This is a genomic window from Acaryochloris sp. IP29b_bin.137 (genome assembly GCF_028285745.1).
Classification (GTDB): domain Bacteria; phylum Cyanobacteriota; class Cyanobacteriia; order Thermosynechococcales; family Thermosynechococcaceae; genus Acaryochloris.
This window is the reverse complement of the sequence record NZ_JANQOP010000204.1, coordinates 12,321-27,955: the sequence shown is the minus strand read 5'-3', so window position 1 is coordinate 27,955 and position 15,635 is coordinate 12,321. Positions and strand designations below refer to the sequence as shown.

Sequence of the window (15,635 nt, the reverse complement as noted above, 5' to 3'; positions counted from 1 at the left end):
GCCGCATTATCGAGAACAGCCGTATTGGCATCGATAAATAAACGTCCCGCTGCCCCCGCCGAACTACTCATAGAAATTTGAGCCCCATTACTCATGGTTATCGTCGGGGAGAGAATCTCCACATTGCCTGCATCGCCATTGCCCAAAGAGCGAGTAAAGATTCCACTGGGGACTGGCGATGAGCCAGTAACGAAAATACTTCGATTGGCCTCAATCAAGACATTCCCTGCATTCCCTTCTGACCCAGGCGTGGTTGAGGCCGAAATCTGCCCCCCATCCCGTATGGTGAGCTGTCCAGTTATCAGTTCGATATTGCCACCATCGAACTCCCCGGGATTCTGTAGTTGGGTAACAATTCGGCTGGGCTGACCATTCAAGGTCCCTTGAAGCGTTACTGACTCCGTCGTATTGATAAAAATATCGCCACTACTCCCTGCACCAAAGGTTCCCGCATCAACAACGGAGCCATTCGCAAGCATCAGATGGCGGGCATTTATTTGAATATCCCCACTTAGTCCTTCAGAAGAAGCATCACTCCTGACCGTACTCTCTGTGAGTTGAATATCCCCAGTCCCACTCAATAGAATGTCTCCCCCCTGGGCATCCAAGTCGATGACATTGTCGTTCAATCCGACAAAAAGGTCTGTTTGGATGAGTGAAATAGTCTGTGCTTGCAAAACAATATCGCCTCCCCCCTCATGCACAGCATCAACCGTTGAGTTATTCAGAAACAGATTGGATCGTCCCAAGACTGGAATAGTCAAGAAATTTTCAGATGTTGCAGCTTCCAGATCAAAGAAGATAGTACCGGATTGCGACAGCCCACCTAGACCAACGCGTCCACCGGGTGCCAATAGCTCGGCACCTTCCAGAGTCACCTCCCCTCCCAGTAGAGCTAGGGGTGCCCCTACGGCAGTCTCCAACCTTGAGCCATTGACCGTCATCGGTTGGGGATTCGCTCCAAATTGGACTCCTAAAGGGACCGAAACCGTCAGCAAGGGAGGAGCGTTTGGATTGGCTGCATTAAAGGAATTACCGTTGGGGAGCAGAAATTGATCCGCTGTGGTAGCCACAAATGCCCCAGCCACATCTAGCCGAGCATTGGGACCAAACAGAATACCGCTGGGATTGACGAAAAATAGATTTGCAGGACCATCCACCCCCAACAGACCATTAATGTTGGAAGCTGTCCCTCCTGTAACCCGCGCAAAAATATTCTCAACAGCAGCCGGGTTACTAAAAAATACCGTTTGATTGGGATTGATTCCAAATCGTTCAAAACTATGAAACAGGGCTGTATTGCGCTGTGCTCCGCCATTAATCACAAAATCGTTCGCCGTTGCTCCAGGTGCAACCACGGACTGTTCTGGTCCCAAGGTGTTGTCGGGGGCAATAAGTTGAGCTAGTGCTAGTTTTGAGGGGAGCAGTGGACTTAAAATTACTCCCATTAGAGAAGCAACGGCTGGCCTTAACCCAGGTTGTTTAAGGATGTGATCGCACCCAATCCTATTCATATCGTCATGACTAGTGAAAGTTTACTAAAGGCGAGGGAACACAACTTTCAATTCAAGGGGTAGCAGATGAACGATCTAAATTCTCGGACGGGTCAGAGGCCTTAAGACTCGCATCATCAAGGGTCTCTGCAATTTGAAGCAGCCCTTGGCGATGCTCGGGGTTTTTCTCAGCTCCGGCCAGTTCTTTTAATCGGAATCGAAGGAGGGCATATGACTGTATCTCCGTCGCCGCCGATAACAGCTCCCTCACCGTGTCAAACCAATAGCCCGCTTCTGCATAGTGCTGCGCTTTTTGGCTCGGCGTCCGGGCTTGAGAGATTGCTTGTGTTAGCGCAGGGGATGGCGCTTCAACATCAATCTCAGCAATAAACGTCTGGTTATACCGAGCGCTGGTGGGATCGCAAGCCACACTCAACTCCACAAAATACCGTTGCCCCGTCTGAAGATTCGACTTATCTTCAGGCAAGGTATAGTGCACCAATCCTGAATTCGTCTCCACATATTCCAATTCATGCAACAGGGTAGAGCTTTGATCCGCATCAAAGGTAAAGATGGAAACCTTGACGCGATAGGGTTGAGAGGCCGACACAAACCAAGCCAACGTAGGTGTCAAAGCACTGGTTCGTCCCACATGGCTTAGGGGGGCTAAAAGAGTGATCGGGACACTCTTCGTTCGAGCGACTTGAGAGGGCCGTGTTTCCTCTTTCCCCTGCATCTGTTCTAATTGAGGACGATCTTTGTTCAGGTCGCACCCCCTCGAACCATTCGATCCAAACGAACCATCTGGTGGGTTACCCGTTGGGGGTTTATAGCGCCTGGCCCCAGCAGGCCAGGGAAAGGCCAACATTGATACCAGGAGCACCCCTATGCTGAAGCAGCAAGTGAAGGGATGGGACTTAGACCTGATGTGCTTGGAGAAGGAAGGTCTCTTCAAATTTGACCGGAAATGAGCATTAACCATTTGTGCATACCTCACTTCGCACTGACGGTACAAAACGCGATCGCCATCTGCTCCGTGAGCCACTGAGCAGACCGTTGATCTCGATCAGCAATGACGGCTAAATCCTGATCGGTCCATTCCAAAGCGACCTCCTGCCAGGGCTCTAAGGATACCCGTGATAGTTGTGCCAGGGCAGAGGAACGGATATAGTGGCGAGTTTCCTCTAAAAACATAGTAATACCTCACTTATTTATCCGATCTCAGTTCTTCAGGGAAATCAATGAGTTCCCCTTCATCGTCATAGGGGTCAAAATCAATAATTTCTCGACGGACCCATTCCTTAAATCCCTCCTTCAGGGTCGCCATCATTGTTTGCCAGAACGGCTCTATTTCGTTGGTTCGTTTGGTATATCTAAAGTCGTAAGACATAGTCGATCTCCCCCGCAATTCGGTTGATGAAATTACATTAATGGAGCCTGCTAGCAGAAAAAATCCCGTTATCATCAGGAAAATTCAGCATTTGTTCAGGTCTTCATGTCAAGAAAGTTCAGGTCGATCTTCAGCACAGATAAAACCACAAATTCTGTGCTTAGAGAGGGGGGATATATTCACTCACATCACCCTGGCTATGGGCATCTCATCAGGCAAAGGAATCGGTATTGAAATCTAAGATTTGGCATAAACTTCGCCAACCATTAGCCCCGCTCAAACTGGTGGCGCTACCCAGCGTATTGATTTTGGGTTTAATCCTGGGAGGACGATGGGCAGGCGTGTTTCAATGGTCGGAATGGCAAGCTTTAGATTTCTATCTCAAACATCGAGCTGCGGAGCCACCAGACCAACGTATTTTGCTGGTCAAAATTGACGAGGACAGTATTCGTGCCATTGGCCGCTATCCCATCCCCGATCAGGACTTAGCCAAATTGCTAAATATCCTGCAAGAACACCAGCCTCGCGCGATTGGCCTTGATCTATTCCGCGATTTACCCATAGAGCCCGGATCGGCAGACCTGGCTAACGTTTTTCGGACGATGGACAATCTTTTCGGTATTGATAAAGTCCTTTCCAATAGAGTTAATCCACCCCCTAGCTTACCAATGGAGCGGGTTGGATTCGCGGATGCCCCCATTGATCTGGACGGTCGCCAACGTCGTGTTCTCCTGGGAACCCGCACCCAGAACAACTTCCGATTTTCCCTAGCCTTACAGTTGGCTGAAACTTACCTCGCAGCGTTAGATATTCAGCTAGACAATGGCATTCAAGATCCGAGAACCATGCGATTTAGGTCAGCGGAAATCCCTCAACTTCGTCCGAACTTTGGCGGCTATATCCGCACCAATACTGGGAATGGGGATATCCAAACGTTGCTAAATTTCCGCAATGGCCCCCAAGCCTTTGACTCTATTTCCTTAAAGGAAATCTTCTCCGGTGAACTCTCGCCGGATTTAGTCAAAAACCGGATTGTCATTATCGGCATCACCACGTCTAGTTTCCAGGATTATTCGCCCGCTGCTGTTCCCTCTATCATCGACCCGATAGAAAACTGGGTTTATGGCATTGAACTCCATGCCCACGCCGTCAGCCAAATGCTGAGTGCCACCCTGGACAACCGGCCCCTCATTAACGCTTGGCCTGATTGGTTAGAAACCCTTTGCATTATCTTTGGGGGATGGGTGGGCATGGTTGTTGCCGCCTATATTCGTTCACCTCGGTATACGATACTTGCGATCGCACTCTGCACTTTCCTTGCTATTGGCATCAGCTACCAAGCCCTTATCTGGGGATGGTGGCTCCCTGTGGTTCCTACCCTAGCCAGCTTCCTGCTGATTAGCTTGGGACTTGATGCCTTCTACCAATACGACCGACTCATCCAAACCAAAGTTGAAGCTCAGCAACAAACCCTACGCATCCTGGAACAGGCCAAAACCGATCTAGAGATTCAGGTGGCCCAACGGACCTCTGAGCTGCAACAATCTAACCTAGAACTCAGCCAAGCGAAAGAAGCGGCAGAAATGGCCAGTCGCGCCAAAGGAAAATTTCTGGCCAAAATGAGTCATGAATTGCGGACCCCTCTCAACGCAATTCTGGGGTTTAGCCAAATGATGGCCCAGGACAGTACCCTTTCAGAAGCCAACCACAAACGAAATCGGTTGATTAACCAATCTGGCGAGCATTTATTGGGGCTGATCAACGATATTTTATCCCTAGCCAAGCTGGAATCAGGCAAACAAGAACTCCACGAAGTCCCCTTTAAGCTCAGCACCTTAATCGAAACGGTTGAAGGTATCTTTAGACTCCGAGCCGAGCAAAAAGGATTAGCTTTTCGGGTGGAAATGGCCTCTGAGCTGCCCCCATACCTCGTCGGCGATGCCCAGAAACTCCGACAAGTCTTGATCAATCTATTGAGTAATGCGCTTAAATTTACCCCTACCGGACAGATTTCCCTACGCATCAATCGCCTCCCCACAGCAAAGGGCTTAACGTTACAGTTTGAGATCGAAGATACGGGCGAGGGAATTGCCGCTTCCGAACTCTATAAATTGTTTGTTCCCTTTGAACAAACTGAAAGTGGCGAAAAATCGAAAGCTGGTACAGGGCTAGGGTTACCTATCAGTCAACAATTCGCTCAACTGATGGGTGGAGACATAATCGTCTCTAGCCAAGTGGGACATGGCACCACCTTTACATTCACGGCTCCAGTGATCATCGCAGATACCGACCAAAACCCTCGCGCACACCATACTGCAGTGGAGGCAACAGTTCTCTCCCCCCAACCGCCGAAAAATAGGGCTGAACTCGAAGAACTCCCCTCAGCAGTCATTCCTCCAGAGGTCATCGATCAAGCGCTCAGCTCCATGCCCCCCCACTGGTTAGATGCACTCTACCATGCTGCCCTCAGACTCAAGGGCAAACGGGTCATCCAGCTTTTATCCGAAATTCCGTCCGAATATGAATCAGCCTCCCAACACTTAATTGAGCTGGCAGAGGACTATCAATATACTCGCATCACCAGCGCCATTGCCCGAATAGTTCAGGAATAAAGAGAATAACTTATTTAATACGAGCAAATAAGATAAATTCTGTTTTTGAAATCGGATTGCTAGAAAAAACCGTTTAACTCACCGAAACTCCGTAGAGTTGGAATGCATTGTCGTTGGTAAAAACTGCTCAATGTGGAGACAGGTAAGTCAAATTCCGATGAAATCTGTGCCCATTGGGTCTGTGAAAACAATCGCTTTAACAACAACATCTGACAATTCACCTCAGGACGATTATGGATATGTTGTTTTCGCAAATCTCCCGACGGGTCAGTCTCAATCCAATGTTGTGTGGTTTCCAAAATGGGTGGAATGTCAGGAGGCGCTGCTACATTAGCCAAGGTATCGTGAGGTTTATGGGAACTTTTCTGTGAAGCAGAGGAATAATATTTCGCAAGATGTTGGCTGTTTTTAATCCGAAAGTCTTGCAGCCGCCATTTTAAATACCGATTTAACCAGGTGATAACGCTACTGCGGCTAGGGTCATATTTTTCACCTGTCCCCGCTTCACAGATATTTTGACAAAAGTAAAGCCAAGTTTGTTGCAAGGCATCTTCATAGTACGGTGTATGCTCGTGCCACAGTCTATTGGACTGTTGGATAATTCTGATCATCTTCGTTAAGCATTGCTTCCGTTTAAAGTTGCCGGGAGGATATTTACAAGCTTCCGTTAATAAAGGAAGAATCTCTGCATCAATTGAGGGTAAATCTCGATCTGTGATATTCATAATCATCTCTACTGTTAACTGAATAACAAGGTTGGGGAACATTAACTTTTCGCTAAATAACAACCAGTAAAGATTTGTTGTGGTTCATAATTAGACAGATGCGCTTAGAGGTCTCTTAGGTAATTTTATTCTGGGACTTTTTAATTCCGAGCTCGGTTAATCTCCATAATGATGTGCTTTCTAGCGCTGATGTTATATAGATAACTTAGTGATAGTAACGATAAGCAACTCCCTTATCCGAACTCCAGGAGCCACAAGAATAGAGACTTTGAGAGTTGACAGTAGATAACGAACCTATCAGTTCTTGCTAACTTTATAGAAAGCACATTTTTATGCCTTTTACCTTGCGGTGTATGTTTGGATTAGCAGGTTTCATATACTATGTACATTCCCTAATTAATTCCAGACCTACCGATGTATGACTCAGGTAAATTCCCCGATCATGCAAAAGGCAGAAATCAGCTGACCTATGGCCCGGTGCCAAGACAGCGAACCAAGCGTTTGCTAGAAGCATTACTTGCCTATGCCAATGATGAATTGGTCATTAGTGACCAGTTGCGATCTCAAATTAGGGTGAATTGGCAGACAGACCATCAGTTGGTGGTAGAGACGACAGTCCATGCCTTAGCGGCGTTAACCCGTTCTGATCCATACGAGGGGCAGCTCAGTAGCAATCACATCAAGACTTCTCTTAAATTATTAGAAAAATATTTAAATATATTTACAGACAATCGCTGTCAGCCCAGAGGATCGAATAAGTGGAACTTTACAATCAAACTTTGGTTTGATCGTTATCAACAATTAGATAACCTAGAAAAATTTGATCATGAGTGGGAACGTCTAAGACCCTCTAAATCTAAACTGACCGATCCTGTCTATGATGTGAATCAGCCGGTTGCCTCAATTCAGGATCGGACTAAGGATACCAATGTAGTGCGGAGGGGTCAGCATTCCTCACCTTATTACAGTTCTGAAATCAACAAATGTCAGTCACAGATTTTCTCGACGGCAGCGTATTTAAGGCGCTACTCTGAACGCCACGGCATCTTAAAGGTATTGGGGATGCGGGAGCCAGCCCAACTAGATTCGCTTTACACCAAGATGCATCTTCTGAATGAGGATTCCGTTCTCAGTTCAGATTCAATGGATTGGCTGGAAGAGAATTATCGGCAGCGAAAGGTTTTTTTACTAGAAGAAAAACATACCAAACGCCAGTCTGGCATAGAAATAGCTAATTCCTTTCAATACTTGATGGTATTAGGAGGCCCAGGCACGGGTAAATCTACATTTTTGCGGAAAATTGGCTTGGAGGCATTAAAAGAAAGCCATGAAGGGTATTATGAGCATAATTGTATTCCAGTATTTATTGAACTCAAAAAATTTAGTTTTTCAGAAGTTGATCTTGAATCTGCAATTATTGATGAATTTGAGATTTGTGGTTCTTTTAAAACTCATAAATTTCTGCAACAAGCCCTGACACAAGGGGATTTGCTGATATTGCTGGATGGGCTTGATGAGGTCCCTATAGAGCAAATGAGTGAAGCAATCTCTAAAATTCAAGATTTTGCCAATCGTTTTCATCGTAATCGCTTTATTATTACCTGTAGACCGGCTGCTTATCGATATAATCTGCGCAACTTTACAGATGTTGTTATCGCTGAGTTCGATGATCATCAAATTCGGCAATATATTGAGAAGTGGTTTCACAGCAATCCTCAGCAAGGCCACATCTGTTGGGAACAACTGAACAGTAGTAGTAATGCTGCTGCAAAAGAGCTGACTCGAACTCCTCTACTCCTAACGATGTTGTGTCTTGTTTTTCGGAGAGAAGGGAATCTCCCAAAACATCGAGCAACTTTATATGAGAAATCTCTTTGGGTTTTATTAGAGGAATGGGACGCTGAGAAGGATGTTCCCAGAGAAGGAATCTATAAAGGCCTAGCAACCAGACAAAAAGAACTAATTTTGTCGGAAATTGCCTTTGATGCCTTTAAAAACGATGAATTATTTATTTCAAAGCGGGCACTTTCTCATCAGCTTGAAGATTTACTGGGAAGGATGTTGCCAGATGTTGCGTTCATTGACGGCAAGAAAGTCTTGAAGTCGATTGAATTACAACATGGGCTATTGGTTGAGCGAGTTGAGGGGATTTACTCTTTTTCACACCTAACAATACAAGAATATCTAGCAACTCAATATATCTTTAATCAATCGAAGCAAGATGAGTCCTTCTTGCAGGAATTAATTGACCAGTATCTTACGGATGATCGCTGGCAAGAGATTTTTATGCTTTTATCAGGGATGAGCAAGGCAGATGAATTATTACAACTCATGGAGAGACAGGCCCGAAGCTATCTTGAAAAATCTCCAGCACTCCAAAATCTGCTTCGATGTGCTGTGCAAATGACACAAGATACAGCGGGCCAGTTCAAGCCAGCGGCCAAAAGAGCAGCGGCCATTGGGCTTTTGTTTCCTCGGGTTCATCCCCTAGCCCCAATTACTCGCTTCTCCAATCCTGAGGATTCCATCCATAAAAAAACACTCTATCTGACCTATGACTTAGCGTGTGAACTAACCAGTGCGCTGACGGATAAGCGACTGCTAACCTTAGTTTTAGATCGAATTAGGAAGACGGATGGTTTTTTGCACTGTGGTATTGAGAGCACTCGCGCCCATGCCTTTAAGCATGCCGTCAAGATTTCAATCATTAATGCCAAAAGGCTTAAGGAGATTAAAATTTTCAATAATGCTGATTTCAATCAATATATGAAAAATCTGGAATCTGTTAAAAAAGAGATTCCAAGTGAGTCGGCACCTTTTGAGCAGGATAAAGCGTTTGCAATGCGCTCTCAGCAGATTTGGCTTGATGCAATTAATTTTAATTCTGACATAGTAGACTTTCCGTTAGACGATCTGAATCTATTTAATCTTTACCTCAAGTCCATCATTGTTACGATTTACTGCAAAAAGTCTGCCTTGTCCTACTCCCCATCCCTATGGGATGACATTGAATCCAGAATATTAGTTGCTGATTAATTCCTATTACACGTCAGTTCATCATCAATGAATGTTTGGCTTCACCATCGTGATGTTCAGTGAACCCATCATTATTTCGCGATAGGCTACTCACAGTATTGTGTTTCACGATTCCCCTCGCTCGGTCATCAACATTCATCTATGGTGCTATTAAAGTTTTGGGCTGCGACTTGCTCAAGTGTTTACTTGGCAATGGGCGCATTTATGGGGCCTTGTTTGGCAGCCCCGCCATTCGCCCAGGGACGAACGGGCGTTGTTACCTCTGCCCATCCCGATGCAACCAGAGTTGGATTAGAGATTCTGAAGCAAGGTGGAAACGCTGTGGATGCAGCCGTGGCAACAGCAATGGCCATTTCAGTTGTGGAGCCTTTTTCGGCAGGGATTGGGGGAGGAGGATTTTTACTGCTACGGATTGGAGAAACCAATCAAATTGTTGCCCTGGATTTTCGCGAACGAGCTCCACTGAAGGCAAACTCCAAACTCTATCTAGATGCGGCAGGTGAGGTGATTCCCCGAGCCAGTATTGATGGCCATCGCGCTGTGGCAGTCCCTGGGACGGTTGCGGGTTTGCAAGCCGTTCATCAAAAATATGGCCGATTACCTTGGCAAACGTTGTTGGAACCTGCCATTCAGCTGGCAGCAGAGGGATTTGAGATGAGCGATCGCACCCACCGTATCATCACCCTTCGTCAAAAGGCACTAGCAGCGAACCCAGCTGCTCGCAGGATTTTTCTCCCTTCAGGTCAACCGCTGGCGGTTGGCAGTCGCCTGATTCAAACAGACTTAGCAAAAACCCTACGACGACTTGCTGCAGATCCTCAGGCTTTTTATTCAGGCTCTATCGCTCTAGCCATTGCTAAAGATATGCAGAAGAACAATGGTCTAGTCTCCCTTTTAGACTTAAAAACCTACACCCCCACTTGGCGAGATCCCTTGTGTGGTGAGTTTAGGCAAATGCAAGTCTGCTCCATGCCGCCCCCCTCTTCCGGGGGCGTTCATCTGCTCCAGATCTTAAACTTACTTACGCTTGGGCAGCCATTCCCTTCCACCCCAGACCCTCCTGATTACCTACATTCCTTAATCGAAGCAATGAAAATTGCCTATGCGGATCGCGCTGAATATCTTGGAGACGCTGATTTCGTCGAGGTTCCAGTTAAGGAACTGATCAGCCCTCAATATGCACAGCGTCGCATTCGAGAGATTAACCCAAATCAAGCTCGTCCGGCGGAGCAGATCAGGGCAATGGATGCCCGAACCTTGAGGTGGCTCCAATATGAGTCGAATGATACAAGTCACTTAAATGTAGTGGATCGCGATCTCAATGCCGTCAGCCTGACGTTTACCCTTAATTTAGGGTTTGGAGCGGGGGTCGTTGTCCCTGGGACAGGAATCGTGCTCAATAATGAGATGGATGATTTCGCGACGGCACCGGGGGTCCCCAATGCCTTTGGGTTAGTGGGCAATACCCAAAATGCGATCGCACCAGCCAAAAAGCCCCTTTCCAGCATGACCCCCACCATCGTTACTGAAGCTGGAAAGCTAAGACTGGTGGTCGGTGCTGCCGGGGGAAGCACCATCATCACCACCGTTTTGCAGTTAGTGATGAATGTCTTGGTCTTTGAACAAGATGTGGCTTCAGCGATTAATGCTCCTAAAGTCCACCATCAATGGCGACCATTGCCGTTGCGAATGGAAGAACGGGTGAAATTCCCAAAACCCACAGTGGAAGCCTTGCGTCAACGAGGCCATCAAATTCAGATGCGATCGCAATGGGGCAATGCCAACTTGATTGAGATTACCCCCAGTGATGAACTCCAAGGCGCTGCTGACCCCCGCGGCGAAGGGACCGCATTAGGCTATTAAGGACACCGGCACGGGAATAAAAGGGAGGGATATATAGCTTAATTTTTCTTCTCAGTATATTGAAATGCTGTTAGGAACCAGCCAAATTTTTCGGATGTTTTTTGGGTATCTTAAGTCAGAATAGAATCCATCACCCCTCGAAATTTGTGATGCAATCGCTCACATTATTTAATTCCTGAGAATGTATGGCTTATCTTTGAAACTGAGTCGATCAAGCGATTATTGTCTGGACTATTGACATCGGCAACGTTGCAGAACAACCAGTCCCTCTACCCTGACGATTTATTTTGGAACCCAATCTGGACCAGCTCTTCAATATTTGCCCAGAGATCGTTTGTGTATTGAAGTCCAATTACACAATTCAATGGGTAAACCCTGCCTTTACTCGGCTATTTGGCTGGGATGACCACCGCATTCAGGGGCGATCATTCCTCGATTTTGTCCATGCTGAATGGGTACCGCAAACCCAGCAGATCCTCCAATCCTCTATCCATCAGACGAACCCCAATTTTGAAACCCTGCATTGTAAAGCGGATGGCAATCAAACTTACTTAACTTGGTCTTTTAGCTTTGAGCCCAACACCGAATCGATTTTTGGCATTGCCAGAGAGAGTGAAGCCCTCAAACGCTTTCAAGAAGGCATTCTCCAAGAGAATTTTCGACTGACTGAACTTGCGTATACAGACTCATTAACCGAGTTGATGAACCGTAGAGGATTTCTAACTCAACTCCAGCAATATCAGTCTTTTGCAACTCGCACCCAACGCCCTCTATCCATCCTGCTGCTCGATGTAGATTACTTCAAAACCTTCAATGATTCCTACGGTCATTCGGCAGGTGACCAAGCGCTGGTCCTAATCGCAGGCGTTCTCAAAACCAATCTGCGCAGAAGTGATTTGGCGGGTCGCTATGGCGGCGAAGAATTTATTGTTTGCCTTCCAGATAGTGACCAAGAAGGCTCCGCCAAGGTCGCCGAGTCGTTAAGACAGGCGGTGGACAACTATGGCTGGCCCATCCAAGACCTGACGATTAGTATTGGTATTGCCACGGCGATCGCGGATCAAGACGCTGCCGAACCAGACGCGACCTATAAAACGGCAAAAGAACTGATTGATGAAGCAGACCAAGCTCTGTATCATTCCAAACAATCAGGCCGAAATTGTTCAACCCATTATGCCCAACTATAACGCTTACCCTGGGGCTCTACCCTGGAAAATTGAAACCTGGCCCACCCATAAAGCCAGCCAACCTACAATGCTGACCCTTCTGCCATGACTGGGATTATTACCAATGATGATGGCATTGATGCGCCAGGTCTTGCAGCCTTAACCCAGGCGATTGACCAACCCGCTCTGATTATTGCGCCCCAAACTCATCATTCGGGTTGCGGGCATCAAGTGACCACCTCAGGACCGATCACCCTTGAAAAGCGGTCTAATCCCGATCCGCAGGGAACGATGATCCTTGCCAGCTATGGAATTGGTGGGACCCCCGTTGATTGTGTGCGGGTGGCATTACAACATCTATGCCCCTCTCTCACATGGGTCCTCTCCGGTATCAATGCTGGCGGGAATTTGGGATCGGATATTTATGTATCAGGAACCGTTGCAGCGGTCCGCGAAGCTGCGTTACACCACATTCCAGGAATCGCCATTTCCCAATATCATCGTCGGGACTACCCCGTCGATTGGTCTCGTTCAACCCGCTGGGCCCAGCAGGTTATCAAATATCTCTGGGCCCAGCCCCTCCCCCCCCAAGGGTTTTGGAATGTGAACTTGCCCCATCTCCCGCCAGAAGCCCCCGATCCAGCGATTGTTCAATGTCCTTTGTCTAAGAAACCGCTCCCGATTTCCTACCGCCAGGAAGAGGCAGGACTCGTGTACAGAGGCGATTATCATCACCGCGATCGCGAACCAGGGAGTGATGTCGACACCTGTTTTCAGGGAAACATTGCGGTTACCCAGATTCAGTTGTGAGCATTATGTATTTATGTAAAGAGATTGACGTCAAAATGGTTTGACAGCTTGACAGCAATGTGTCCGATCATTAAGCTGTATGCTATACCCGGGTACCCATTTACTAAGTCATATGCAAGATAAACAGAAGGTTACTCTTTACCTGCCACCCGACCTCCATCGTCAGCTCAAAATCCGAGCAGCAGTGGATTCAGAACCCATGTCAGCTATCGCTGAGCGGGCCATTGATTTTTACCTGGGTCATCCTGAGGTGGTTGAGCAAACTCAAGCATCTGCTGATGGGTCTACTCATCGGGTTTATGCCTGCCCCGAATGCACCACTACCATGGTCTTGCGTTCGGGTGAGATGATTTCGCTGAAAGAGCAGCCTGCAATGTTAAGTGATGATGGACTGAAGGTTCAACCTGCAGCTGAAGAACTTGTGGGAGCGAGTGTCTAACCTTTTGACCCTTGGGTCGTGGTTTTAGCTGTCTGTCCAACTTCATGCATCCTCTGTAATCAATGCCCAATGTTGGGAAACAAAGGTCATGAAAGAAGAGCTAAGCATTCTTATCCAAGCTCAATATCCTTTGATCTACCTCGTTACCCCTGAGGAAGAGCGGGCAGAGCAGGCAATTGCCACGATTGCACAGATGCAGCCAGAACGGAAGGTATTCGTTTGGACGGTCACTCGCGGAACGGTTGAATATGGTCAACCCCGTGGCTCGACGCAGCACAGCACCGTTTCCCCGCAAATGGCGATTCAGTCCGCGATTGGGGAACGTGAAAACGCCATCTTTATCTTTAAGGATTTGCATCCGTTTCTGGAAAATACGGAAGTCTTGCGGTGGTTGCGAGATGCGATTGCAAGCTTTAAGAATACGCACAAAACCATCATTCTGATGTCTCCAGTGCATCAGGTTCCCCTGGAACTAGAAAAAGAAATGGTGGTCCTTGACTATCCCCTCCCAGACTTAGCCGAACTCAGGGAAGTTCTCGATCAGCAATTGTCGCTGTCAGGACGTCCCCTGACCACTCAAGCCCGCGAAAAATTGTTAAAAGCAGCCCTAGGATTGACGAAGGACGAGGTCGAGAAAGTCTATCGCAAAGCCAAAGTCACCGCTGGTCAGCTCACCGAAGCAGAAGTTGATATTGTGCTGTCGGACAAAAAGCAGTTGATTCGTCGCAACGGCATTTTGGAATATATCGAATGTGATCAAACCATTGACTCGGTGGGGGGTTTAGAAGAACTCAAGCATTGGCTAACCCAACGCTCAGAAGCCTTTACCGAACGGGCGCGAGAATATGGTTTACCCCAACCTAAAGGGATGTTGATTTTAGGGGTACCCGGATGCGGAAAATCCCTGATTGCTAAAACCACCTCGCGATTATGGGGACTGCCGCTGCTTCGTCTAGATATGGGACGAGTCTATGATGGCTCCATGGTCGGGCGTTCGGAAGCTAACCTGCGAAGCGCCCTAAAAACCGCTGAATCTATTTCCCCGGCGATTCTATTTATTGATGAGATGGATAAAGCCTTTGCCGGTGGAGCTGGGTCAGCTGATTCGGATGGTGGAACCTCTAGCCGAATTTTTGGCTCCTTCCTGACCTGGATGCAGGAAAAAACCTCGCCTGTCTTTGTTATGGCGACTGCTAACCGGGTTGAGCGCCTGCCGGGTGAGTTTCTTCGCAAAGGTCGGTTTGATGAAATTTTCTTTGTCGATCTGCCAAATCAGCAAGAGCGCCAACAAATCTTCGAGATCCATCTCTCCCAGCGCCGCCGGGACGTATCTCGGTTTAATCTCGCTGAGTTGGCAAATGTTTGTGATGGGTTTTCGGGGGCTGAAATTGAGCAAGTGGTCATTGCAGCCATGTATGAGGCCTTTGCTCAAAACCGTGAATTCACTCAACTCGATATTATTGCTGCCAGTCGCTCCACCTTGCCCCTCTCCAAAACAATGACGGAGCAGGTGATGGCCTTACGAGATTGGGCCCGCCAAAGAGCCCGCCCTGCAGCAGCCTCAGTCGCAGAATACCAGCGACTTGAGTTCTAAAAGCTTTCTCCTGTTCCCAGCAGGAGGAACCACTAGCTATACGCTAGTTCACCCAACCGCAATTCTGTCAGCGTTGCGGTTTATCCAAACCAAACGTTGTTATCTCAATTCCTGGAGGAACATCCAATGTCACACTTTAGTACGCTTCGCACCAAGATCACGGAAGCCGAAATTCTTAAGTCTTCTTTGAAGGATCTCGGTATTGAAGTAAAAACCAATGCTGATGTGCGGGGCTACAACGGCCAGCGTGTTCGGGCAGACATCGTTGCCGTCTTAGACGGTGAATATGATTTGGGCTGGTCCCATAATACTGACGGATCCTTTGATTTGATTGCTGATCTATGGGGCGTTGCCAAAAAGCATAATCAGACAGAACTTATTAACTCGATTAATCAAAAGTACGCCGTCAATAAAACCCTTGCGGAAATTAAGCGACCTGAACTTCAGAATGCCAATGTCAAGTTGGTGCTCCATCGCTAATTTCTCTGCGCGTTCCCAAAAAACCCT

13 protein-coding genes and 1 pseudogene are annotated in these 15,635 nt (G+C 47.4%); 9 read left to right on the top strand and 5 right to left on the bottom strand.

The genetic code is table 11. From position 1 onward, the window contains the following. From Q0991_RS14670 to Q0991_RS14655, 4 genes are all read right to left on the bottom strand, one after another. A partial coding sequence (locus tag Q0991_RS14670) for a filamentous hemagglutinin N-terminal domain-containing protein (protein ID WP_299489514.1) occupies positions 1-1,514 on the bottom strand: 1,514 nt, incomplete at its 3' end. A gap of 52 nt (positions 1,515-1,566) precedes the next feature. Further along, positions 1,567-2,361, bottom strand: coding sequence for a DUF928 domain-containing protein (locus Q0991_RS14665; protein WP_299489513.1), 795 nt, complete (start codon positions 2,359-2,361; stop codon positions 1,567-1,569). Positions 2,362-2,486: 125 nt separating this feature from the next. Beyond that, a complete protein-coding gene (locus Q0991_RS14660) occupies positions 2,487-2,687 on the bottom strand; it encodes a hypothetical protein (protein WP_299489512.1) in 201 nt (66 codons plus the stop codon). A gap of 13 nt (positions 2,688-2,700) precedes the next feature. Beyond that, positions 2,701-2,883: a hypothetical protein gene (locus tag Q0991_RS14655; RefSeq protein ID WP_299489511.1), complete on the bottom strand. Its 183-nt coding sequence runs from the start codon at positions 2,881-2,883 to the stop codon at positions 2,701-2,703. Positions 2,884-3,113: 230 nt separating this feature from the next. Here Q0991_RS14655 and Q0991_RS14650 point away from each other — a divergent pair, with 230 nt between their 5' ends. After that, complete coding sequence (locus tag Q0991_RS14650; RefSeq protein ID WP_299489510.1) at positions 3,114-5,495, top strand: CHASE2 domain-containing protein; 2,382 nt, start codon at positions 3,114-3,116, stop codon at positions 5,493-5,495. Between the two features lie 59 nt (positions 5,496-5,554). Here Q0991_RS14650 and Q0991_RS14645 read toward each other — a convergent pair whose 3' ends face one another. Continuing rightward, positions 5,555-6,220, bottom strand: coding sequence for a sigma-70 family RNA polymerase sigma factor (locus Q0991_RS14645; protein WP_299489509.1), 666 nt, complete (start codon positions 6,218-6,220; stop codon positions 5,555-5,557). 414 nt (positions 6,221-6,634) lie between these two features. Between Q0991_RS14645 and Q0991_RS14640 the strand changes: the two are divergent. The 8 genes and pseudogenes from Q0991_RS14640 to Q0991_RS14605 all read left to right on the top strand — a co-directional run. Beyond that, a pseudogene (locus Q0991_RS14640) lies at positions 6,635-7,048 on the top strand (NACHT domain-containing protein); the annotation flags it as partial. A 315-nt stretch (positions 7,049-7,363) separates the two neighbouring features. Then, positions 7,364-9,256, top strand: a complete 1,893-nt coding sequence (locus Q0991_RS14635) for an NACHT domain-containing protein (protein WP_299489515.1) — start codon at positions 7,364-7,366, stop codon at positions 9,254-9,256. Between the two features lie 192 nt (positions 9,257-9,448). Continuing rightward, the gene (ggt, locus tag Q0991_RS14630; protein WP_299489508.1) at positions 9,449-11,119 is read left to right on the top strand and encodes a gamma-glutamyltransferase; all 1,671 of its coding nucleotides are present in this window, start codon (positions 9,449-9,451) and stop codon (positions 11,117-11,119) included. Positions 11,120-11,406: 287 nt separating this feature from the next. Continuing rightward, positions 11,407-12,306 (top strand): sensor domain-containing diguanylate cyclase, encoded by a 900-nt coding sequence (locus tag Q0991_RS14625; protein ID WP_299489507.1) that lies wholly within the window; start codon positions 11,407-11,409, stop codon positions 12,304-12,306. An 84-nt stretch (positions 12,307-12,390) separates the two neighbouring features. Next, on the top strand, positions 12,391-13,095 hold the full coding sequence (gene surE, locus Q0991_RS14620) for a 5'/3'-nucleotidase SurE (protein ID WP_299489506.1): 705 nt from the start codon (positions 12,391-12,393) through the stop codon (positions 13,093-13,095). A gap of 112 nt (positions 13,096-13,207) precedes the next feature. Further along, positions 13,208-13,534 carry a hypothetical protein gene (locus tag Q0991_RS14615; protein WP_299489505.1) on the top strand — a complete coding sequence of 109 codons (327 nt, stop codon included), beginning with the start codon at positions 13,208-13,210 and terminating at the stop codon, positions 13,532-13,534. A gap of 88 nt (positions 13,535-13,622) precedes the next feature. Continuing rightward, on the top strand, positions 13,623-15,128 hold the full coding sequence (locus Q0991_RS14610; protein WP_299489504.1) for an AAA family ATPase: 1,506 nt from the start codon (positions 13,623-13,625) through the stop codon (positions 15,126-15,128). A gap of 126 nt (positions 15,129-15,254) precedes the next feature. Continuing rightward, entirely contained in the window at positions 15,255-15,608 is a 354-nt protein-coding gene (locus tag Q0991_RS14605) for a DUF1257 domain-containing protein (protein ID WP_299489503.1), read from the top strand. Positions 15,609-15,635: the final 27 nt, after the last annotated feature.

Excerpts from the sequence above, each read along its gene's own strand:
- Q0991_RS14665 (WP_299489513.1), bottom strand. The coding sequence starts at position 2,361 with ATGTTGGCCTTTCCCTGGCCTGCTGGGGCCAGGCGCTATAAACCCCCA.
- Q0991_RS14645 (WP_299489509.1), bottom strand. The coding sequence starts at position 6,220 with ATGAATATCACAGATCGAGATTTACCCTCAATTGATGCAGAGATTCTT.
- surE (WP_299489506.1), top strand. The coding sequence starts at position 12,391 with ATGACTGGGATTATTACCAATGATGATGGCATTGATGCGCCAGGTCTT.
- ggt (WP_299489508.1), top strand. The coding sequence starts at position 9,449 with ATGGGCGCATTTATGGGGCCTTGTTTGGCAGCCCCGCCATTCGCCCAG.
- Q0991_RS14605 (WP_299489503.1), top strand. The coding sequence starts at position 15,255 with ATGTCACACTTTAGTACGCTTCGCACCAAGATCACGGAAGCCGAAATT.
- Q0991_RS14655 (WP_299489511.1), bottom strand. The coding sequence starts at position 2,883 with ATGTCTTACGACTTTAGATATACCAAACGAACCAACGAAATAGAGCCG.
- Q0991_RS14635 (WP_299489515.1), top strand. The coding sequence starts at position 7,364 with ATGGATTGGCTGGAAGAGAATTATCGGCAGCGAAAGGTTTTTTTACTA.
- Q0991_RS14610 (WP_299489504.1), top strand. The coding sequence starts at position 13,623 with ATGAAAGAAGAGCTAAGCATTCTTATCCAAGCTCAATATCCTTTGATC.
- Q0991_RS14660 (WP_299489512.1), bottom strand. The coding sequence starts at position 2,687 with ATGTTTTTAGAGGAAACTCGCCACTATATCCGTTCCTCTGCCCTGGCA.
- Q0991_RS14615 (WP_299489505.1), top strand. The coding sequence starts at position 13,208 with ATGCAAGATAAACAGAAGGTTACTCTTTACCTGCCACCCGACCTCCAT.